Here is a 20,478-nt window from a genome sequence, read left to right as displayed (position 1 = left end):
GCCGTCTCGTCATGTCGTCCGAGTAGGCTGGCGCCACCATGACTGAGACGACCGTCGTTCACCTCTTGCGCCATGGTGAGGTGTACAACCCGACCGGGGTCCTCTACGGCAGGCTGCCCGGCTTCCACCTGTCGGACAACGGCCGGGCGATGGCCGACATGGCGGCGAAATCCCTGGCCAACCGCGACATCGTGACCCTGTGGAGCTCGCCGATGGAGCGGGCCCAGGAGACCGCGGCCGCTTCGGCCGAGGTGCTCAAGCTGCCCATGGTCCTCGACGAGCGGCTGATCGAGGCCGCGAACGTCTTCGAGGGCAAGAAGGTCCAGAACGACAACCGCGCCTTCTTCCGCGATCCGCGCAACTTCTGGCACTTCCGCGACCCGCGCCGCCCGTCGTGGGGCGAGCCCTACCGCGACGTCGTGGCCCGCATGAAGTCGGTCATCGACGACGCGCGCGCCGCGTCGCGGGGCCACGAGGCGCTGCTGGTCTCCCACCAGCTCCCGATCTGGATCATCCGCCTGGCCACCGAGAGCAAGCGCCTCTGGCACGACCCGCGCCGCCGTCAGTGCAGCCTGTGCAGCCTGACGACCTTCACTTTCGACGGTGATCGGCTGGTCAGCGTCGGCTACACCGAACCGGCCGCCGCGTTGCTGAAGGGCGTTTGAGGGACCACGGCATCTCCCCGGTAGGCTGGTCGCTCTACCGGTTGTAGTTCAAGGAGATCTCCTCCATGTCCCCCTTCTCGCGTGCCGTCGTCGCCGTGTGCTCGGTGCTGGTGTTGGCCGGGTGCGCCGGGAACGTCGGGGGCAGCGGGCAGCCGGAGTCCGACGACACCCGCTTCGTCGCCGGTGACGGCAAGGTGCAGATCTTCGCGGCGGCCGACCGCAAGCCCGCGCCGGTCGTCGAGGGCCAGACCCTCGAAGGCGCTGCGGCCACGATGGCCAAGGGCAGGGTCACCGTCATCAACTTCTGGGCCTCGTGGTGCGCACCGTGCCGGGCCGAGGGCCCGACGCTCAAAGACGTCGCCGCCCGCACCAAGGCAAACGGTGTCGACTTCCTCGGCATCAACTTCAAAGACCAGAAGGCCGCCGCCACGGCCTACGACTCGCAGCTCGCCCCGGGCTACCCGAGCATCCACGACCAGGCCGGAAAGGTCCTGCTCGGTTTCTCCGGTACGGTCCCGCCCGCCGCCATCCCCTCCACGCTCATCATCGACAAAGAGGGCAGGATCGCGGCCCGCGCGCTGGGCGCCGTGAAATACCAGGCGCTGTTCGACGCCGTGACCAAGGTCTCCAGTGAATCTCGCTGACACCGTCGCCTCGGGCTCGCTGCTGGTCGCCCTGCCGATCGCGCTGCTCGCGGGCCTGGTGTCGTTCCTGTCGCCATGTGTGCTGCCGCTGGTGCCGGGCTATCTGTCGTACGTGACCGGCATGAGCGCCGACCCCAAGCGGGGGCGGCTGCTGCTCGGCTCGGTGCTGTTCGTGCTCGGGTTCGCCCTGGTGTTCGTGCTGGGCGGCGCGCTGTTCGGCGGGCTCGGGTCGGCGCTGCTCGGCAACGCCGAGGTGATCACGCGGGTGCTCGGTGGGGTCACGATCGTGCTCGGGCTGGCGTTCATCGGGCTGATCCCGGGGATGCAGCGTGACTTCCGCATTCACAAGATGCCGGCGGCCGGGCTCGCGGGAGCGCCGCTGCTGGGTATCGTGTTCGGGCTCGGCTGGACACCGTGCATCGGCCCGACGCTGGCCGTCGTGCTGACGCTCTCGGTCGACCAGGGCAGTGCCGCCAGGGGCGCGCTGCTCGCGTTCGGCTACGCCCTCGGGCTCGGGCTGCCCTTCGTGGTGGCCGGGCTCGCCTACCGCAAGGCGCTCCACACCTTCAAGGCGGTGCGCCGCCACACGCAGCTCATCACGCGGATCGGAGGAGCCATGCTGGTCGCCGTCGGGTTGCTGCTGGTCACCGGTCTGTGGGGCGAGCTCATCGCCGGTCTGCAGGTGTGGATCGGCGGATTCGAGCCGGTGATATGACGCTGACCGAAGAGAAGACAACCGCCGGCCGCCCGATGGGGCTGGGCCCGGTCGGCTGGCTGCGCTGGGGCTGGCGGGTGCTCACCTCGATGCGCACCGCCCTCATCCTGCTGTTCCTGCTGGCGCTGGCGTCCGTGCCGGGGTCGCTGTTCCCGCAGCGCGGGGTCGATCCGGGCGCGGTGGCCCGCTATTTCCAGAACGACCCGGTCAAGGCCGAGTGGCTCGACCGGTTCTGGCTGTTCGACGTCTTCAAGGCGCCCTGGTTCGCGGCCATCTACCTGCTGCTGTTCCTGTCGCTGGTCGGTTGCGTGGTGCCGCGCCTGGGCGTGCACCTGAAGGAGATCCGGCGCACTCCTCCGCCCGCGCCGCGCAACCTGTCGCGGCTGCCGCACAGCGCCGACATCGAGGGCGACCTCGCCTCGGCCGAGGCCTACCTGCGCTCCAGGCGCTGGCGGGTGGCGACCGGCGACGGCTGGGTGTCGGCCGAGAAGGGCCACCTGCGTGAGACCGGCAACCTGCTCTTCCACGTCGCGCTGCTCGTGCTGCTGGTCGCGGTGGGCGCGGGCGGGCTGTTCGGCTACCGGGGCAACGTCCTGGTCGTCGAGGGCGACGGGTTCTCCAACACGGTGGCCGCCTACGACCGCTACCTGCCCGGGTCGCAGGTGTCGCCGGAAGACCTCCAGCCGTTCTCGTTCACGCTGAAGGACTTCCAGGCGACCTACGTCGGCCCCGGTCACGAGAAGCAGGGCCAGCCGCTCGACTACTTCGCCAAGCTCGCCGTGCAGGATCTGCCGGGCGGTCCCGAGCGCGAGTTCGACCTGCGGGTCAACGAACCCCTCGACGCCGACGGCACCCTGACCTATCTCATCGGCCACGGCTACGCCCCCACGTTCCGCATTACCGGCGGCGACGGCAAGGTGGCCTTCGAGGGCGCGGTGCCCTGCCTGGTCAACAACACCTCGACCTTCGAGTCCGAGTGCGTCATCAAGGTGCCCGACGCCGCCCCCGAGCAGCTCGCCTTCCTCGGCCGCTTCCTGCCCTCGACGGTGCCGAACGGCACCGAATGGCTGTCCATCTTCCCGGGCGCGGCCAACCCGACCGTGCAGATCTGGCCGTTCAAGGGCGACCTGGGTCTCGACGCGGGAACCCCTCAGTCGGTGTACGACCTGGGCGCCCACCAGAACCTCAAGCCCCTCGGCCAGATGACCGCCTCGCCCAAGCCCATGGCCGTCGGCGAGACCATCGACCTGCCCGAGGGCGCCGGGAAGATCGAGTTCACCGGCGTCAAGGAATGGATCACCCTCCAGACCACCTACGACCCGGGCCGCTTCCCGGCCCTGCTCGCCTCCGGCGCCGCGATCCTCGGCCTGCTGCTGTCCCTGCTCATCCACCGCCGTCGCGTGTGGGTGCGGCTGAGGGACGGAGGGGTCACAGTGGGAGGATTGACCCGCACCGAGGGCGGTGACTTCGGCGAGGAGTTCGCCGAACTGACCCAAGCCCTGGAACAGCACGCTCGCGCAGAGGTGAAGGATGTCCCCTGATCGCCTGGCCACATTGAGCGACCAGCTCGTGCTGGCCGCCATTCTCCTCTATCTGGCCGCGATGGTCGGCTACGCCCTCGAACTGGCCTTCGGCCGCGTCACCGAGACGGTGCGCGAACGGAAGCTGGTCGCCGTCGGCGGTCCGCCGGAGGAGGAGGCCCCCGAGGCCCCCGCCGCGCCGGAACCCGCCTCCTGGGCGCCCAAAGCGGGTCTCGTCGGCACCGCGGCCATGTGGCTCGGCTGGGCCGCGAACCTCGGCGGCACGCTCACGCGCGGCCTGGCGGTCGACCGCTGGCCGTGGGGCAACATGTACGAATTCGTCGTGGCCATGCTGCTCGCGGCGGTCACGGTGTTCCTGTTCCTCCAGCTCCGCTACCCGGTCAGGTTCCTCGGCGCGTTCGTCGCCGTGGTCGGCGCGATCGGTCTCGGCTTCTCGGTGCGGGTGCTCTACACGCAGGCCGGCCCGGTCGTGCCCGCGCTCGACTCCTACTGGGTGGCCATCCACGTCACCGCCGCCATCGCGGCCAGCGGCCTGTTCATCGTCGGCGGCGTCGCCGCGGCGCTGTTCCTGATTCGCAAGGACGGCCCGTCGAGGCTGCCCTCGCGGGCCGACCTCGAGCGGGTCACCCACCGGGTCATCGTCATCGCCTTCCCGATCTGGACGTTCGCCGTCATCTCGGGCGCGCTGTGGGCCGACAAGGCGTGGGGCCGTTACTGGGGCTGGGACCCGAAAGAGGTCTGGGCGTTCATCACCTGGGTCGCCTACGCCGCCTACCTGCACGCCCGCGCGACCGCCGGGTGGAAGGGCAAGGCCGCGATGATCGTCTCGCTCATCGCCTTCGCCTGCCTGATGTTCAACCTGGTCGGGGTGAACATCTTCATCGGCGGCATGCACTCCTACGCCGACGTCAAGTAAGACCGGTCAGTCCTCGTCGCGGAGCTTGCGTTCGAGGCTGCGCAGGAAGTCGGGATCGTCATCGGGACCCCTCGGCGCCTCGGGCGGCGGCGAGGGGAGAAGGTTCTGCCCGGGGGTGACCGCTTCGGGCACCGGACGGCCCGCGAGCAGCCACAACACTCCGCCCATCGCCGGAATCATCACGACCAGGACCCATGCGGCCTTGGGGAGGGTCCGCACGATTTCCGGGGGAGTGGTGATGACGTCGAAGAGGCAGTAGAGCCAGAAGGCCAGCAACGCCAGGCCGACAACCACGTTCGCCATCCCAACACGGTATGCCATGCCGCGGGCTGATCGTGTTGCGTCTTGCATAGCGACCGACGAAGCGGGATGACTCGGACCAGACGGGCATCGTACGGTGGACCGGTACAGCACCTTCCCGACCTAGAGAGAGGTGCGATGGCGCAGCAGGGCGACAGAGGCCGCCACCGGCGAGGGAATCGGTGGTGGCAGCGGAGCCACGCAGAAGCCAGCTATGTCTCGGGTCGCAAGGCCGAGGCAACGCAGGAACGCATGGAGACAAAAGTCACCGAACGGACCGACTTCTGGGCCGACGCACCCCGAGTCGTCGAGACCCCGGTGACCGCCCCCGTCCTCGACCGGCCTCAGTACACCTGGCGCGACTTCGAGCTGGACGACCAGCCCGCGCGCGCCGAACCGCACCACCCCGACAGCCCCGACTACCGCGACGGCCGCCGTAACTGTGGCGCCCTGGAGACCATCCTCTATCGCCAGTGGGACGCCATGGACGGCCCACCGCCGCCCGACATCCTCCGCGCGGTCGACAGCCTGGCCCGGCTGCCCGACCGGCTGAAGGAGACGCTCGCGAACGGGCTCGACGGCATCTACATCGGCCCGGGAGGCGTTCCCGACCTCGACGACATGGGCTACCTGCGCGGCGCCCCGCTCCCGAGTGGCCGTGCGACCTGGGACATCTGCGCCGGCGCGTACGGCGACCGCAAGATCGTCGTCGGTGACCGCCCGAGCCCCACGCCCGATGTGATGATGCACGAAGTCGGTCATGCGCTGGACGACGTGGACTCCCGTCCGGGAGAGTGGGTCTCGGACTCACCCGAGTTCGCCGCTCTCTACGACGAGTGCATCCCACATCTGGCCTCGGCCTTCCACAAGCAGTCCGGAGAACTCGGCCGCAAGGAGTTCTTCGCCGACGCCTTCGCCGCCATCGCGTCGAGGCAGCGTCCCGCCCTGGTAGACATGCTGGGCGGGGACACCCGCACCGCACTCAACGTCATGCTCTTCTTCAACAGGCGCTACGGAATCTAGGTAGGTCCCCGATGTTCGTGATCCGGCTCGCTGACGGCACGCTGCGGGTCCCGCAGTCGTTGACCAGCGACGACGGCCGCCTGATCGGCAACGCGTATGTCGAGATCGCGCCCGGCGAGCCGGACTACGACCAGTGGCTCGGCGAGTCCATCACCGAGGAGGAAGAAGCCGAGCGGCGGCGCAGATGGCAAGAAGAGAACGACGAGCTGGAACGTGAATTCCTGGCCTTCAAGGCGGAACAGGACACGACCAATGGGTAATATTTTATAAGTCCATTCTGTTGCCGGCGCGTTTTGACGCCCCGACAACAGAGCCTGGAAAACAGAAAAGGCGCGGCTCTTGGTCTGCCGCGCCTTACTGCGTCTCTTCCGCGAAGCTACCCGTTCGGCTTGTCGGCCGTAAGGACGTCCTCTCCACGGAGAAGGGCGTGCACTTCCGACTCGCGGAAACGCCGGTGCCCTCCGGGGGTACGGATGCTGCTGATTCGCCCCGCCGCGGCCCAGCGAGTCACGGTCTTCGGGTCGACCCTGAAGAGGGCGGCAACCTCTCCAGGGGTCAGCAGTCGCTCGCTGCTACTCTCCACAATCTCTCCCCCTCGCATCCCGCGTCCTGCAGCGGGCGGACAGGTAACCAGTGTGCCGAGCGAAGCCTGATTTATCCGTGGTTTTCAGAGAAGATCACGGGATGTTACCGGCTCAGTGCCCGATTGTTATATGATAGAGCCTCTTTGGGGCGCTCGTGGGTGTTTCTTTACGAAAGCGCCGTGATGGGCACACTAGCAGCGCTCGCGACGGATGCGAAGAGAGTCCGCCATACGGGACAGTGACGTAACCTCTACGGCGTGCATCCGGTAATCGTCTACACCCTGTCCCGCCTGGCGCTGTTCGCCGTGACTCTCGGCGTTCTCGCGCTGCTGGGTCTACGGGACTTCGCGTTGTTCGCCGTCGCCGTCTTGGTCAGCGGTCTCGCCAGTTACGTTCTGCTGTCGAAGCAGCGGGACGTGATCAGCGAGCGCGTGAGCAGGAAGGGAGACCAGCCCGAGAGCTAGTCAGGCATCGGGAACATTCCGACTCGGGCATGGTACTCGTGGCCGAGCTTCGTGGTGTCGCTTCCCACCAAAAGACCCTTCTTTACCGCGAGAAAGGCCTTCACCCCGATTCCTCTCTCGCGGCCGGGATTCCACCCGAGCGCCATTCCAGTTCTCGGATGGATCGCGGCGATGCCCTCTCGCGGGACCGCTCCGCGCCCGGCCGAGTCGTTTCCGAGCGGGTTGTCCATCCACCGCTGATGGCCCCCGACGTAAACGGCCTTGCCGGTGACGGCGACGCTGTAGAGCGAATCTCCGCCCGTGTGGTTGACCCACGTGGGCTTCACGTTGGCGCCTTTCGCGTACGTCTCGAAGCGCGCGGCCGTGTCGCAGAGTTTTCCCGTCTTCGGCGCGGCGCCGCCGGTCGTGACGACCACGAAATAGCTGCCGTCGGGGGAGACGTCGAGACCGCGTACATAAGAGGGAAATCCGTCGCGGCAATGGGGGACATAGGCGTTGGTGCGCCAGGGGGCCACCTTGCCGGTCGTGAGGTCGATCTGGCCGAGCTGGTCGCGCGGCTTGCCGTCGAGGGTGGTGAACGAGCCGTCGAGAATCAGGCGGTCCTTCGTCGCGGCCATCGCGTGGACCTTCGGGTCGCCTTCCGAACGGCTGTCGCCGGGGGTGACGGTGAACGCGGGGTCGACCGCGCCGGTCGTGGTGTCGAGACGGGCGAGGGCGGTGCGCTGGGCTCTGCCGATGTGGGAGAAATCACCACCGACGTAGAGGTGCGCGCCGTGACGTACAAGAGAGGTGATCTCGCCGCCGTAGGCGGTGGCCCCGAACGACGCGAGCGGGGCGCCCGACGGGACCGCGAGCGCGGCGACGCCCCGGGAGAAGGAGCCGCCGGCGTAGACGGTGCCGTTGACCCCGGCGGCCAGCGCGTTGACCGGGCCGTCGAGGTAGGGGGCGAAGGGGGAGACGCGGCCGGTCGTCAGGTCGAACGCGAACAGGTTGGTGCGGCGGAAGGTGGCGCTGCCCGACTTGACCGAGGAGAACTCTCCGCCGACCACCACCGTGTTCCCCACCAGCGCGAACGCGTTGACGATGCCGTCTAACACGTGGGGCGTGGAGTTCGCGGGGTTCGCCGACACGACCGACGTGTGGCGGACGCCCGCCGAGGCCGGGGTGGCGACGAGCGCGAGAGCGCTTACTGTGATCATGAATCTGGCACGCATGGCCAAGTCCTAGCAGACGCAGAGTAATCAACGCACTACGTTGTGCACATTCGACCGGGCGTGGCATGACGGTGTGTGAGGGAGTCCTAGGCTGGGCACCATGACGCGCGCTTCGCTGGACAAACAGCCCCATGAGGTCGCGGCCATGTTCGACCGCACGGCCGCGCGCTACGACCTCGTCAACGACGTGCTGTCGCTCGGCCAGGACCGGCTGTGGCGGCGGGCCACCGCGTCCGCGATCGACGCCGGGCCCGGCGAACTCGTGCTCGACCTCGCGGCCGGCACCGGCACCTCCACCGACGCCTTCACCCAGCTCGGCGCGCGCGCCATCGCCTGCGACTTCTCGCTCGGCATGCTGCGCACGGGCGTCGAGCGCCGGGGTTCCTCGGGGCTGACCGGCGGCGTCGCGGGTGTGACGTTCGTCGCGGGCGACGCGCTCAGGCTGCCGTTCGCCGACGGGGTGTTCGACGCCGTCACGATCTCGTTCGGGCTGCGCAACGTCGCCGACACCACCCAGGCGCTCGAAGAGCTGCTGCGGGTCACCCGGCCCGGCGGGCGTCTGGTCATCTGCGAGTTCTCACGGCCGAAGCCGAAGGCGTTCGACACGGTCTACACGCAGTATCTGATGCGGCTGCTGCCGGTGGTGGCGCGCGCGGTCAGCTCCAACCCCGACTCCTATGAATACCTCGCCGAGTCCATCCGCGACTGGCACGACCAGCGGAGCCTGGCGACGGTGATCCAGGGCGCCGGGTGGAAGCGTGTGGCGTGGCGTGACCTGAGCATGGGGATCGTGGCGCTGCACCGCGCAATCCGACCGGAAATGTCATGAAAATTGCACGGCGGCGCCAGGCCAGGCGATCTTTTCGCCAGGAAGGTGCATGTTTACCCGCCGGTAGCCCTCTACCCCCTGACGAACGTGTCGGGGGAGGGACTAGACTGCGGCGCGACAAGTTTGTGAAGTAGTTCACAAAGGCACGAAAGAACTCAAAAGGACAGGACAGGTCCCCTCGTGAGCGAGCCAGCCCTTGCGGCCAGGCGGAGCGAGACCGATGCCGATGTGATCGTCGTCGGTGCCGGCCCCGCCGGATCGACGACCGCGTTTTATCTGGCGCAGTCCGGGCTGTCCGTCCTGTTGCTGGAGAAGACGACCTTCCCCAGGGAGAAGGTCTGCGGCGACGGCCTCACCCCGCGAGCGGTCAAAGAACTGCTCTCGATGGGGGTCGACGTCAACGCCCCCGGCTGGATCAGGAACAAGGGCCTGCGCGTCGTCGGCGGCGGCCTGTCGTTCGAGCTCGACTGGCCGGAGCTGTCGAGCTTCCCCGACTTCGGGCTGGTCCGCACCCGCAAGGACTTCGACCAGATCCTGGCCGACCACGCGGTGGGCAAGGGCGTCACCCTCCTCCAGGGCGTGAACGTGACCGCCCCGGTGATCGACGAGCGCAGCGGCCACGTCGTCGGCGTGAAGACCGCCTCCGGCGACGTCTACCGCTCCCGCCTGGTGATCGCGGCCGACGGCAACTCGACCCGCATCTCCCTGGCCATGGGCCTGCACAAGCGCGAAGACCGCCCGATAGGGGTCGCGGTCCGCACCTACTACCTGAGCCCCCGTCACACCGACGACTACCTCGAGACCTGGCTGGAGCTGTTCGACGGCGACCGCCTGCTGCCCGGCTACGGGTGGGTCTTCGGCGTCGGCGACGGCACCTCCAACGTCGGCCTCGGTCTGCTCAACACCAGCGAGGCTTTCAAGAAGATCGACTACCGCGACCTGCTCCGGCGCTGGACCAAGAACATGCCGGCCGAGTGGGGCTTCGTCGAAGAGAACATGGTCGGCCCGATCCGTGGTGCCGCGCTGCCGATGGCCTTCAACCGGCAGCCCCACTACACGCGTGGCCTGGTCCTCGTCGGCGACGCCGGTGGCATGATCAACCCCTTCAACGGCGAGGGCATCGCGTACGCGATGGAAACGGGCCGCATCGCGGCCGACGCCGTGGTGACCGCGCTGGCCCAGCCGACCCCCGCCGCGCGCGAGCGGGTCCTGCGGGCCTACCCGGGAATCCTCAAAGACGCGTACGGCGGCTATTTCACACTGGGGCGTGCCTTCGTCGAGGCGATCGGCAAGCCGGGCGTGATGAACTTCCTGACGCGACACGCGCTGCCGCACCCCCAGTTGATGAAGTTCAGCCTGAAACTCCTGGGCAACCTCACCGACCACGGTGGCGACGCGTCAGACCGGATCATCAACGCCCTGTCGAAGGTCGCGCCGTCGGCATGAGACCACTGGACCGAAGAATCATGACCACAATCACCGAGAGGACGCCTTAAGCGATGGAGCTCTACGCCCCCATCCTGGTGCTCGCGGTTCTCGCGGCGGGATTCGCCGTCTTCTCCGTGAGCATCGCCCCGTTCACCGGGCCGAAGAGGTGGAACCGCGCCAAGCTCGACGCCTACGAGTGCGGTATCGACCCGACTCCGCAGCCGATCGGCGGCGGCCGGTTCCCGCTGAAGTACATGATCACCGCGATGCTCTTCATCGTCTTCGACATCGAGATCATCTTCCTCTACCCGTGGGCCGTGGCCTTCGACAAGCTCGGGGTCTTCGGTCTGGTCGAGATGGTGCTGTTCATCGTCACCGTGCTCGTGGCGTACGCCTACGTGTGGCGGCGTCGCGGATTGGACTGGGACTAATGGGCCTTGAAGAGAAACTGCCCAGCGGCTTCGCGCTGACCACCGTCGAGCAGGTCGCCGGCTGGGCTCGCAAGAACTCCGTCTGGCCGGCCACCTTCGGTCTCGCCTGCTGCGCGATCGAGCTCATGTCCACCGGTGGCCCCAAGCACGACCTGGCCCGCTTCGGCATGGAGCGCGCGTCCGCGTCGCCCCGCCAGGCCGACCTGATGATCGTGGCCGGCCGCCTCTCGCAGAAGATGGCGCCGGTGCTGCGCCAGATCTACGACCAGATGGCCGAGCCCAAGTGGGTCATCTCGATGGGCGTGTGCGCCTCAAGCGGCGGCATGTTCAACAACTACGCGGTGGTCCAGGGCGTCGACCACGTCGTGCCCGTCGACATCTACCTGCCCGGCTGCCCGCCGCGGCCCGAGATGCTCATCGACGCGATCGTCAAGCTGCACGACAAGATCCAGAACATGAAGTTCGGCGCCCACCGGGAGAAGCAGGTCCAGGAGCTCGAACTCCAGGCGCTGCGCACCCTGCCGCTCATCGACCAGGGAGGGCACAAATGAGCGAGAACCTTCCTGAGGTTCCGGAGCAGCCGATCGCCCGCACCGGCATGTTCGGCGCCTCGGGCACCGGCGACACCTCCGGCTACGGCGGCCTGGTCGTCCGGCGGCCCGTCCCCGTCTCCACCCCGCGCCCCTACGGGAGCTACTTCGACGAGATCGTCGACGGCCTCGACCACGAGGGCGTCGAGCGGGTCGTGGTCGACCGGGGCGAACTGACCCTCCACGTGGCGCGCGAGCACCTCGTCGAGGTCATGAAGAAGCTGCGCGACGACCCCGCCCTGCGGTTCGAGCTGTCCCTGGGCGTCTCCGGGGTGCACTACCCCCACGAGGCCGGGTCGGAGCTGCGCGCGGTCTACCACCTGTGCTCGATCACCCACAACCGCCGCGTGCGGGTGGAGTGCTCGACGCCGGACGACGACCGCCACGTGCCGTCGACGGTCTCGGTCTACCCGACGCACAACTGGCACGAGCGGGAGACCTTCGACTTCTTCGGCATCATCTTCGACGGGCACCCCGGGCTCACCCGGATCGAGATGCCCGACGACTGGGAGGGCCACCCGCAGCGGAAGGACTACCCGCTGGGCGGCATCCCGGTCGAATACCGCGGCGCCGAGATCCCCGCGCCGGACCAGAGGAGGTCGTACGCATGACCACGGAAGCGACCGAGGGCAAGGTCTACGACGTCGCCGGTCAGGACTGGGACAAGCTCACCGAGGCGGTGGCCGAGTCGTCCGAGGAGCGGCTGGTCATCAACATGGGCCCGCAGCACCCGTCGACCCACGGCGTGCTCCGGCTCGTGCTCACCCTCGACGGTGAGACGGTGACCGAGGCCCGGACCGTCATCGGCTACCTGCACACCGGCATCGAGAAGAACCTCGAATACCGCACCTGGACGCAGGGCGTCACCTTCGTGACGCGCATGGACTACCTGTCGCCGATCTTCAACGAGGTGACCTACTGCCTCGGCGTCGAGCGCCTCCTCGGCATCGAAGACCGGATCCCCGACCGGGCGCAGGCGATCCGGGTGCTCACGATGGAGCTCACCCGCATCTCCTCCCACCTGATGGCGATCTGCACCTACGGCATGGAGCTCGGGGCCACCACCCCGTTCCTCTACGGCCTGCGCGAGCGCGAGATGGTGCTCGACATCATGGAGTACATCACCGGTCTCCGGATGAACATGGCCTACATCCGGCCGGGCGGCGTCAGCGTCGACCTGCCGGCCGGCGCCGTCGACAAGATCGGCGAGCTGCTCAAGGTCATGCCCGAGCGGATCAAGGACATGCGCAAGATCCTGGACGCCAACCCGGTCTACACCCGGCGTACCAAGGACATCGCCTACCTCGACCTGACCGGCTGCATGGCGCTGGGCATCACCGGCCCGGTGCTGAAGGCCGCCGGCCTGCCGTGGGACCTGCGCAAGTCGCAGCCCTACTGCGGCTACGAGACCTACGACTTCGACATCGCCACCCAGACCACCTGTGACGTCTACGGGCGCTATCAGGTCCGGGTCTCGGAGATGGAGGAGTCCCTGAAGCTGATCGAGCAGGCGCTCGACCGGCTCACCGGGCCGCTGAAGAACCAGCCCGTCATGATCGAGGACAAGAAGATCGGCTGGCCGGCGCAGCTCGCGCTCGGCCCCGACGGCCTCGGCAACTCGCCCGACCACATCGCGCACATCATGAGCAGCTCGATGGAGGCCCTCATCCACCACTTCAAGCTGGTGACCGAGGGCTTCCGCGTGCCGGCCGGCCAGGCCTACGTGCCGGTCGAGTCGCCCCGCGGCGAGCTCGGCGCCCACGTGGTGAGCGACGGCGGCACCCGGCCCTTCCGGGTCCACTTCCGCGACCCGTCCTTCACGAACCTGCAGGCCGTGCCGGCCATGTGCGAAGGCGGATACATCGCCGACGTCATCTCGGCGGTCGCCTCGCTCGACCCCGTCATGGGAGGTGTGGACCGATGACCTACTCCCCAGAGGTCCGCGAGCGTCTGGAACTGGACGCCAAAGAGATCATCGGCAAGTACCCCAAGACCAGGTCGGCGCTGCTCCCGCTGCTCCACCTCGTCCAGTCGGAAGACGGCTACGTCTCCGACGCCGGCCAGGAGTTCTGCGCCGAGATGCTGGGCCTGTCGAAGGCCGAGGTCGTGGGCGTCTCGACGTTCTACACGATGTACAAGCGCAAGCCCGCAGGCGAATACCACGTCGGCGTCTGCATCAACACCCTCTGCGCGGTGATGGGCGGCGACCAGATCTGGGACGAACTCAGCGAGCACACCGGCATCGGGCACGAGGAGGCCACCTCCGACGGCAAGGTGTCGCTGGAGCGCATCGAGTGCAACGCGGCCTGCGACTTCGCGCCGGTGATGATGGTCAACTGGGAGTTCTTCGACAACCAGACGCCCGACTCGGCCAAGCAGCTCGTCGACGACCTGCGGGCCGGCAAGCCCGTCGTCCCGACGCGCGGGCCGTCGCGGCTCTGCTCGTTCAAGGAGACCTCCCGGGTGCTCGCGGGCCTGCCCGACGAGCTCGCCGGTGAGGGCCCCTCGGCCGCCGGCGCCTCGCTCGAGGGTCTGCGCGTCGCCAAGGCCAACGGCTGGGAGGCTCCCAAGTGACCACGCTGACTCCGGTCCTCACCAAGAACTGGGACCTGCCCAACTCGTTCACGCTGGAGGGCTACGGCGACTACTCCGCCGCCCGCTCGGCGCTGGGCATGGACCCCGACGCGATCATCCAGTCGGTGAAGGACTCCGGCCTGCGCGGCCGTGGCGGCGCGGGCTTCCCGACCGGCATGAAGTGGGGCTTCATCCCGCAGAACGACGGCAAGCCCCACTACCTCGTCGTCAACGCCGACGAGTCGGAGCCGGGGACCTGCAAGGACATCCCGCTGATGATGGCCAACCCCCACTCGCTGGTGGAGGGCGTCATCATCACCGCCTACGCGATCCGGGCCAACTACGCCTTCATCTACGTCCGGGGCGAGGTCGTCCACGTCATCCGGCGGGTGCAGGCGGCGGTCCGTGAGGCCTACGAGAAGGGCTACATCGGCAAGGGCATCTTCGGCAGCGGCTACGACCTGGAGATCGTCGTGCACAGCGGCGCCGGGGCGTACATCTGCGGCGAGGAGACCGCCCTGCTCGACTCGCTCGAGGGCTTCCGGGGCCAGCCCCGGCTCAAGCCGCCGTTCCCGGCCATCGCGGGCCTCTACGCCGCGCCGACGGTCGTGAACAACGTCGAGTCGATCGCCTCGGTCCCCTCGATCGTGGCCAACGGCGCCGACTGGTTCGCCGGCATGGGCACCGAGAAGTCCAAGGGCTTCGGCATCTTCTCGCTGAGCGGCCACGTGACCCGCCCCGGCCAGTACGAAGCACCCCTCGGCATCACGCTGCGGGAACTGCTCGACATGGCGGGCGGCATCCGCGAGGGCCACCGGCTGAAGTTCTGGACGCCCGGCGGCTCCTCCACGCCGATCTTCACCGACGAGCACCTCGACGTGCCGCTCGACTTCGAGTCGGTCGGCGCCAAGGGCTCGATGCTCGGCACCCGCGCCCTGCAGATCTTCGACGAGACCACCTGCGTGGTCCGCTCGGTGCTGCGCTGGACCGAGTTCTACGCCCACGAGTCGTGCGGCAAGTGCACCCCCTGCCGTGAGGGCACCTTCTGGCTCAAGCAGGTGCTCAAGCGGCTGGAGAAGGGTCAGGGCAACGAAGACGACCTGACCACGATCACCGACATCGCGGACAACATCCTGGGCCGGTCGTTCTGCGCCCTGGGCGACGGCGCGACGAGCCCGATCTACTCCTCGGTGCAGCACTTCCGCGACGAATACCTCAAGCACTTCGAGATCGGCGGCTGCCCGTTCGATCCCGCACTCGCCACTGTGTGGGGGACCAAGTGACCATTCAAGCTACCCACCCCGAGGAGCGGGCGGTCGTCGAGATGGTGACTCTCACCATCGACGGCTTCCAGGTCAGCGTGCCGAAGGGCACGATGATCATCCGGGCGGCCGAGCTGCTGGGGATCCAGATCCCCCGCTTCTGTGACCACCCGCTGCTCGACCCGGCGGCCAACTGCCGCCAGTGCCTGGTCGACATCCCCGACGCGGGCAACGGCCGGGGCTTCCCCAAGCCGCAGCCGTCGTGCGCGATCGAGGTCGCGCAGGGCATGGTCGTGCAGAGCCAGCTCACCTCGCCGGTCGCCGAGAAGGCGCAGCGCGGCGTGATGGAACTGCTGCTGCTCAACCACCCGCTCGACTGCCCGGTCTGCGACAAGGGCGGCGAGTGCCCCCTGCAGAACCAGGCGATGTCCAACGGCCAGGGCGAGTCGCGCTTCCAGGAGACCAAGCGGACGTTCGAGAAGCCGGTCGCGCTGTCGACCGAGGTGCTGCTCGACCGTGAGCGCTGCGTGCAGTGCGCGCGCTGCCTGCGCTTCTCCGACCAGATCGCCGGCGACCCGTTCATCGAGTTCTTCGAGCGCGGGGCCAAGGAGCAGGTGGGCGTCGCCGACGGCGAGCCGTTCCAGTCCTACTTCTCGGGCAACACGATCCAGATCTGCCCGGTGGGTGCGCTGACCGGCGCGGCCTACCGGTTCCAGTCCCGCCCGTTCGACCTGGTCTCCACGCCGAGCACCTGCGAACACTGCGCCTCCGGCTGCGCCCTGCGCACCGACCACCGGCGAGGCAAGGTCACCCGCCGGCTCGCCGGTGAAGACCCGCAGGTCAACGAGGAGTGGAACTGCGACAAGGGCCGCTGGGCCTTCGCCTACCAGACCCAGTCCGACCGGCTGCGCACCCCGCTGATCCGCAACGAAGAGGGCGTGCTGGTGCCCGCCTCCTGGCCGGAGGCGCTGGCCGCCGCCGCTGCCGGGCTCGCGGGCCGCAGGGCCGGAGTCCTCGCCGGTGGCCGTCTCACCGTCGAAGACGCCTACGCCTACAGCAAGTTCGCGCGGGTCGCCCTCGGCACCAACGACATCGACATGCGGGCGCGGCCCCACTCCGCCGAGGAGGCCCAGTTCCTGGCCCACTCGGTGGCGGGCAAGGGCATCGAGATCTCCTACACCGACCTCGAGAACGCCCCCGCGGTGCTGCTGGCCGGGTTCGAGCCGGAAGAGGAGTCGCCCAGCGTCTTCCTCCGGCTGCGCAAGGCCGCCCAGAAGAAGGGCCTCACGGTCTACTCGCTGGCGCCCTTCGCCACGCCTGGCCTGGCCAAGATGGGCGGCACGCTCATCCGCACCGTCCCCGGCGGTGAGGCCGAGGCCATCGGCGAGCTGATCACCGACGGCGTCAAGCTCCCCGCGGGCACGATCATCATGGCCGGCGAGCGGCTGGCCTCCTCCAAGGGCGCGCTCTCGGCGCTGGTCCGGCTGGCCGGTTCGACCGGCGCCCGGCTGGCCTGGGTGCCCCGCCGGGCCGGTGAGCGCGGCGCCATCGAGGCGGGCGCGCTGCCGAACCTGCTCCCGATCGGACGTCCGGTCGACGACGAGGCCGCCCGCGCCGAAGTGGCCCGGGTCTGGAACGTCTCCTCGCTGCCGGGCCAGATCGGCCTCGACACCGACGGCATCCTCCGGGCCGCCCTCGACGAGCGGCTCGACGCGCTGGTCGTGGCGGGCGTCGACCCCGACGACCTGCCCGACCCCGAGCTCGCCCTGCGGGCCCTGGAGAACACGCCGTTCATCGTCAGCCTGGAGATCCGCGCCAGCGCCGTCACCGACCGCGCCGACGTGGTGCTGCCGGTCGCGGCGGTCGCCGAGAAGGCCGGCACGTTCGTCGACTGGGAGGGCCGTGGCCGGTCCTTCGAGGTGGCCACCCCGCAGCCCGGTGTGATGAGCGACCTGCGGGCGATCACCGCGATCGCCGACGCGATGGACGTCCACCTGGGTCTGCCCGACATCGCCGCGGTCCGCCGCGAGCTGGGTTCGCTCGGCATCTACAAGGGCGTCCGCCCGGCCGCGCCGAGCGTCACCGGCGGCACCACCGCCGCGCCCGGTCAGGGTCAGGCCGTCCTGGCGAGCTGGCACCTGCTGCTCGACGACGGGAAGCTGCAGGACGGCGAGCCGTTCCTCGCGGGCACCGCCCGCGACGCGGTCGCGCTGCTGTCCCCGGCCACCGCCGCCGAAATCGGCGCGGTCGACAAGGTCACCGTCAACGGCTCCACCCTGCCGCTGCGGATCGCCGACCTGCCCGACCGGGTCGTCTGGGTGCCGGCCAACTCCGGCGGCGTCTCGGTCACCCGCGACCTGCGGGCCGAGGCGGGCGACGTCGTCACGATCGGAAGTGCCTCATGATCCTCCTGGCCAGCCCGGCGAGCCCCGGTTCGTCGTTTCCGGAAGACTTCGGCCACGATCCGCTGTGGATCAGCATCATCAAGGCCGTCTTCCTGTTCGTCTTCCTGATGCTGGGCGTGCTGTTCGGCGTGTGGACCGAGCGCAAGCTCATCTCGCGCATGCAGCACCGCTACGGCCCCAACCGAGCCGGCAAGTTCGGTCTGCTCCAGACCGTCGCCGACGGCCTGAAGATGGGGCTCAAGGAAGACCTGATGCCCCGCAAGGTCGACAAGGTCATCTTCTTCCTGGCACCGGTGATCATCTCGGTGCCGGCGTTCCTGGCCTTCTCGGTCATCCCGTTCGGCCCGGTGGTCTCGATGTTCGGGGTCAAGACCCCGCTCCAGCTCACCGACCTGCCCGTGGCCGTGCTGTGGATCCTGGCGATGTCCTCGATCGGCGTCTACGGCATCGTGCTGGCGGGCTGGTCGTCCAAGTCGCCCTACGCGATCCTCGGCGGTCTGCGCTCCTCGGCCCAGGTGGTCTCCTACGAGATCGCGATGGGCCTGTCGTTCGTGGCGGTCTTCCTGTACGCCGGGACGCTCTCCACCTCGGAGATCGTGGCCAAGCAGGCCGACGGCGGCACCGCGACCCTGTTCGGTTTGGACATCCCGCTGCCGAGCTGGTACGCCGTCCTGCTGATCCCGTCGTTCCTGATCTACATGCTGACGATGTTCGGCGAGACCAACCGCGTGCCCTTCGACCTCCCCGAGGGCGAAGGCGAGCTGGTGGCCGGCTACCACACCGAATACAGCTCGTCGCTGAAGTTCGCGATGTTCCAGCTCGCCGAGTACGTGAACGTGTTCACCGTCTCCGGCGTGGCGATCACCCTGTTCCTCGGCGGCTGGCGGGCCCCCTGGCCCATCTCGCTGTGGGACGGCGCGAACGTCGGCTGGCTGCCGATGCTCTGGTTCTTCACCAAGCTCGTGCTGCTGTTCTGCTTCTTCGTGTGGGTCCGGGCCTCGCTGCCGCGCGTCCGCTACGACCAGCTGATGCACTTCGGCTGGAAGGTCCTCATCCCGCTGAACCTGGCCTGGATCCTCCTGGTCGCCACCTTCCGCGCGCTGCGCGTCGACAACAGCCCCGCGGTCATCGCCCTGATGGCGATCGTGGTCATCGGCGCACTCGCGGTCTTCTTCCGCTTCGACACCGTGCAGCAGCGCCGCCGCGAGGCCCGCGCCGCGCAGGTCGAAGAGGAGTACGAGCAGCTCCGCGAGGAGCCCACCGCCGGTGGATTCCCGGTCCCGCCGCTGGATCTGCCGCACTACCACGGGGCGAATCGCAAGGAGGTCCCCAGTGCCTAGTTTCGACTGGCTGAACCCCGTCAAGGGGTTCGGCGTCACCTTCCACCACATGTTCAAGAAGCCGGTCACGGTGAACTACCCGGAGGAGAAGCGGCCCACCGCGCCGCGCTTCCACGGGCGTCACCAGCTCAACCGGTGGCCCGACGGCCTGGAGAAGTGCGTCGGGTGTGAACTGTGCGCCTGGGCGTGTCCCGCCGACGCGATCTTCGTGGAGGGCTCGGACAACACCGACGAGGAGCGTTTCTCCCCCGGAGAGCGCTACGGCCGGACGTACCAGATCAACTACGCGCGCTGCATCCTGTGCGGCCTGTGCATCGAGGCGTGCCCGACGCGGGCGCTCACGATGACCAACGAGTACGAACTGGCCGACTCCAGCCGCGAGGCGCTCATCTACACCAAGGAGATGCTGCTCGCCCCGCTGATGGCGGGCATGGAGCAGCCGCCCCACCCGATGCGTCTCGGGGAGACCGAAGAGGACTACTACCGACTGGGACGCGACAATGGGTGAGACCATCACGTTCTGGGTGCTCGCCGTCGTCTCGGTCAGCGCGGCACTCGGGCTCGTCTTCAGCCGCAGAGCGGTCTACTGCGCCCTGATGCTCGGCGTGGTCATGCTCTCGCTGGCGGTTCTCTACGCCGTCCAGGACGCGCCGTTCCTCGCCGCCGTGCAGATCATCGTCTACACCGGCGCCGTGATGATGCTGTTCCTGTTCGTGCTGATGCTGGTCGGCGTCGACTCGTCCGACTCGCTCGTCGAGACGATCAGGGGCCAGCGCTTCTGGGCGGTCGTGGCCGGGCTCGGCTTCGCCGCCCTGCTGGCGCTGGGCATCGGCAACGTGGCCTTCGCGCCGCCGACCGGGCTGGCCGCGGTGAACGCGGCGGGCAACGTCCCGTCGCTGGCCGAGCTGATCTTCACGCGCTACGTGTTCGCCTTCGAGGTCACCTCGGCGCTGCTGATCACCGCCGCGCTGGGCGCCATGGTGCTGGCCCACCGCGAGCGCATGGAGCAGCGCGCCACCCAGCGGGAGCTGTCCCGCGAGCGCTTCGTCAAGTTCGGCGAGGAGGGCATCGACCCGTCCCCGCTGCCCGGCCCCGGTACCTACGCCCGCGCCAACGCGATCGACATGCCCGCGCTGCTGCCCGACGGCAAGATCGCCAAGCTGTCGGTCAACCGCTACATCGCCAGGTACGAGGCCGAAGAGGGCACCATCGACCCGAAGGTGGCCGAGATCCTGGAAGGTGAGGACAAGTGACCACCCACTACCTCGTGCTCAGCGCGCTGCTGTTCGCGATCGGCGGGATCGGCGTCCTCGTCCGGCGCAACGCGATCGTCGTGTTCATGTGCGTGGAGCTCATGCTCAACGCGTGCAACCTGGCGTTCGTGACCTTCGCCCGCCAGAGCGGCAATCTCGACGGTCAGGTCATCGCGTTCTTCGTGATGATCGTGGCCGCCGCCGAGGTCGTCATCGGCCTGGCCATCATCGTGACGATCTTCCGAACCCGCAGGTCAGCGTCGGTCGACGACGCCAGCCTGCTGAAGTACTAAGAGGCGG

The 20,478-nt window shown here is 68.6% G+C and carries 24 protein-coding genes; 21 read left to right on the top strand and 3 right to left on the bottom strand.

From position 1 onward, the window contains the following. Positions 1–38: 38 nt before the first annotated feature. The 5 genes from ACYQ78_RS11675 to ccsB all read left to right on the top strand — a co-directional run bounded on the left by ACYQ78_RS11675 (position 39) and on the right by ccsB (position 4,481). Entirely contained in the window at positions 39–665 is a 627-nt protein-coding gene (locus ACYQ78_RS11675; protein WP_459800809.1) for a histidine phosphatase family protein, read from the top strand. 65 nt (positions 666–730) lie between these two features. Beyond that, positions 731–1,309, top strand: coding sequence for a TlpA family protein disulfide reductase (locus tag ACYQ78_RS11670; RefSeq protein ID WP_459800808.1), 579 nt, complete (start codon positions 731–733; stop codon positions 1,307–1,309). Continuing rightward, complete coding sequence (locus ACYQ78_RS11665; RefSeq protein WP_459800807.1) at positions 1,296–2,024, top strand: cytochrome c biogenesis CcdA family protein; 729 nt, start codon at positions 1,296–1,298, stop codon at positions 2,022–2,024. The genes ACYQ78_RS11670 and ACYQ78_RS11665 overlap by 14 nt, the downstream gene beginning before the upstream one ends. After that, positions 2,021–3,565, top strand: a complete 1,545-nt coding sequence (gene resB, locus ACYQ78_RS11660) for a cytochrome c biogenesis protein ResB (protein WP_459800806.1) — start codon at positions 2,021–2,023, stop codon at positions 3,563–3,565. Before ACYQ78_RS11665 ends, resB begins: the two co-directional genes overlap by 4 nt. Further along, on the top strand, positions 3,555–4,481 hold the full coding sequence (gene ccsB / locus ACYQ78_RS11655) for a c-type cytochrome biogenesis protein CcsB (RefSeq protein WP_459800805.1): 927 nt from the start codon (positions 3,555–3,557) through the stop codon (positions 4,479–4,481). The genes resB and ccsB overlap by 11 nt, the downstream gene beginning before the upstream one ends. Before the next feature lie 6 nt (positions 4,482–4,487). Here ccsB and ACYQ78_RS11650 read toward each other — a convergent pair whose 3' ends face one another. Further along, positions 4,488–4,784, bottom strand: a complete 297-nt coding sequence (locus tag ACYQ78_RS11650; RefSeq protein WP_459800804.1) for a PLDc N-terminal domain-containing protein — start codon at positions 4,782–4,784, stop codon at positions 4,488–4,490. A 249-nt stretch (positions 4,785–5,033) separates the two neighbouring features. On the opposite strand from ACYQ78_RS11650, the gene ACYQ78_RS11645 reads away from it, so the two are divergent. Then, positions 5,034–5,804 (top strand): hypothetical protein, encoded by a 771-nt coding sequence (locus ACYQ78_RS11645; protein ID WP_459800803.1) that lies wholly within the window; start codon positions 5,034–5,036, stop codon positions 5,802–5,804. An 11-nt stretch (positions 5,805–5,815) separates the two neighbouring features. Further along, positions 5,816–6,064, top strand: a complete 249-nt coding sequence (locus ACYQ78_RS11640) for a hypothetical protein (protein WP_459800802.1) — start codon at positions 5,816–5,818, stop codon at positions 6,062–6,064. Positions 6,065–6,180: 116 nt separating this feature from the next. On the opposite strand, the gene ACYQ78_RS11635 is transcribed toward ACYQ78_RS11640, so the two are convergent. Beyond that, positions 6,181–6,405 carry a BldC family transcriptional regulator gene (locus ACYQ78_RS11635; protein WP_030456135.1) on the bottom strand — a complete coding sequence of 75 codons (225 nt, stop codon included), beginning with the start codon at positions 6,403–6,405 and terminating at the stop codon, positions 6,181–6,183. Positions 6,406–6,645: 240 nt separating this feature from the next. On the opposite strand from ACYQ78_RS11635, the gene ACYQ78_RS11630 reads away from it, so the two are divergent. After that, the gene (locus ACYQ78_RS11630) at positions 6,646–6,852 is read left to right on the top strand and encodes a DUF4229 domain-containing protein (protein WP_459800801.1); all 207 of its coding nucleotides are present in this window, start codon (positions 6,646–6,648) and stop codon (positions 6,850–6,852) included. On the opposite strand, the gene ACYQ78_RS11625 is transcribed toward ACYQ78_RS11630, so the two are convergent. After that, positions 6,849–8,066: an NHL repeat-containing protein gene (locus ACYQ78_RS11625; RefSeq protein ID WP_459800800.1), complete on the bottom strand. Its 1,218-nt coding sequence runs from the start codon at positions 8,064–8,066 to the stop codon at positions 6,849–6,851. The genes ACYQ78_RS11630 and ACYQ78_RS11625 overlap by 4 nt on opposite strands. Positions 8,067–8,166: 100 nt before the next feature. On the opposite strand from ACYQ78_RS11625, the gene ACYQ78_RS11620 reads away from it, so the two are divergent. The 13 genes from ACYQ78_RS11620 (at position 8,167) to nuoK (ending at position 20,471) form a co-directional block, all read left to right on the top strand. Beyond that, on the top strand, positions 8,167–8,895 hold the full coding sequence (locus tag ACYQ78_RS11620) for a demethylmenaquinone methyltransferase (RefSeq protein WP_459800799.1): 729 nt from the start codon (positions 8,167–8,169) through the stop codon (positions 8,893–8,895). Between the two features lie 180 nt (positions 8,896–9,075). Continuing rightward, positions 9,076–10,341 carry a geranylgeranyl reductase family protein gene (locus ACYQ78_RS11615; RefSeq protein ID WP_459800798.1) on the top strand — a complete coding sequence of 422 codons (1,266 nt, stop codon included), beginning with the start codon at positions 9,076–9,078 and terminating at the stop codon, positions 10,339–10,341. Positions 10,342–10,394: 53 nt separating this feature from the next. Beyond that, positions 10,395–10,754, top strand: a complete 360-nt coding sequence (locus ACYQ78_RS11610) for an NADH-quinone oxidoreductase subunit A (RefSeq protein WP_061300493.1) — start codon at positions 10,395–10,397, stop codon at positions 10,752–10,754. After that, positions 10,754–11,305 carry a NuoB/complex I 20 kDa subunit family protein gene (locus ACYQ78_RS11605; protein ID WP_459800797.1) on the top strand — a complete coding sequence of 184 codons (552 nt, stop codon included), beginning with the start codon at positions 10,754–10,756 and terminating at the stop codon, positions 11,303–11,305. Before ACYQ78_RS11610 ends, ACYQ78_RS11605 begins: the two co-directional genes overlap by 1 nt. Further along, the gene (locus ACYQ78_RS11600) at positions 11,302–11,955 is read left to right on the top strand and encodes an NADH-quinone oxidoreductase subunit C (RefSeq protein ID WP_459800796.1); all 654 of its coding nucleotides are present in this window, start codon (positions 11,302–11,304) and stop codon (positions 11,953–11,955) included. Before ACYQ78_RS11605 ends, ACYQ78_RS11600 begins: the two co-directional genes overlap by 4 nt. After that, positions 11,952–13,268, top strand: coding sequence for an NADH-quinone oxidoreductase subunit D (locus tag ACYQ78_RS11595; protein WP_459800795.1), 1,317 nt, complete (start codon positions 11,952–11,954; stop codon positions 13,266–13,268). The genes ACYQ78_RS11600 and ACYQ78_RS11595 overlap by 4 nt, the downstream gene beginning before the upstream one ends. Beyond that, a complete protein-coding gene (nuoE, locus tag ACYQ78_RS11590; RefSeq protein WP_459800794.1) occupies positions 13,265–13,918 on the top strand; it encodes an NADH-quinone oxidoreductase subunit NuoE in 654 nt (217 codons plus the stop codon). The genes ACYQ78_RS11595 and nuoE overlap by 4 nt, the downstream gene beginning before the upstream one ends. After that, positions 13,915–15,201, top strand: coding sequence for an NADH-quinone oxidoreductase subunit NuoF (gene nuoF, locus ACYQ78_RS11585; protein WP_459800793.1), 1,287 nt, complete (start codon positions 13,915–13,917; stop codon positions 15,199–15,201). Before nuoE ends, nuoF begins: the two co-directional genes overlap by 4 nt. A 41-nt stretch (positions 15,202–15,242) precedes the next feature. Then, on the top strand, positions 15,243–17,585 hold the full coding sequence (locus ACYQ78_RS11580) for an NADH-quinone oxidoreductase subunit G (protein ID WP_459801763.1): 2,343 nt from the start codon (positions 15,243–15,245) through the stop codon (positions 17,583–17,585). Then, positions 17,582–18,925, top strand: a complete 1,344-nt coding sequence (gene nuoH / locus ACYQ78_RS11575; RefSeq protein WP_459800792.1) for an NADH-quinone oxidoreductase subunit NuoH — start codon at positions 17,582–17,584, stop codon at positions 18,923–18,925. The genes ACYQ78_RS11580 and nuoH overlap by 4 nt, the downstream gene beginning before the upstream one ends. Continuing rightward, positions 18,918–19,433 carry an NADH-quinone oxidoreductase subunit NuoI gene (gene nuoI, locus ACYQ78_RS11570; RefSeq protein ID WP_459800791.1) on the top strand — a complete coding sequence of 172 codons (516 nt, stop codon included), beginning with the start codon at positions 18,918–18,920 and terminating at the stop codon, positions 19,431–19,433. Before nuoH ends, nuoI begins: the two co-directional genes overlap by 8 nt. Further along, positions 19,426–20,178: an NADH-quinone oxidoreductase subunit J gene (locus ACYQ78_RS11565; RefSeq protein WP_459800790.1), complete on the top strand. Its 753-nt coding sequence runs from the start codon at positions 19,426–19,428 to the stop codon at positions 20,176–20,178. The genes nuoI and ACYQ78_RS11565 overlap by 8 nt, the downstream gene beginning before the upstream one ends. Continuing rightward, positions 20,175–20,471 carry an NADH-quinone oxidoreductase subunit NuoK gene (nuoK, locus tag ACYQ78_RS11560; RefSeq protein WP_459800789.1) on the top strand — a complete coding sequence of 99 codons (297 nt, stop codon included), beginning with the start codon at positions 20,175–20,177 and terminating at the stop codon, positions 20,469–20,471. The genes ACYQ78_RS11565 and nuoK overlap by 4 nt, the downstream gene beginning before the upstream one ends. The last annotated feature ends 7 nt before the right edge of the window (positions 20,472–20,478 follow it).

It is taken from the genome of Herbidospora sp. RD11066, assembly GCF_054661255.1.
Note: the sequence above shows the minus strand (reverse complement) of the source record. Positions and strands in the feature narration are given on the sequence as shown.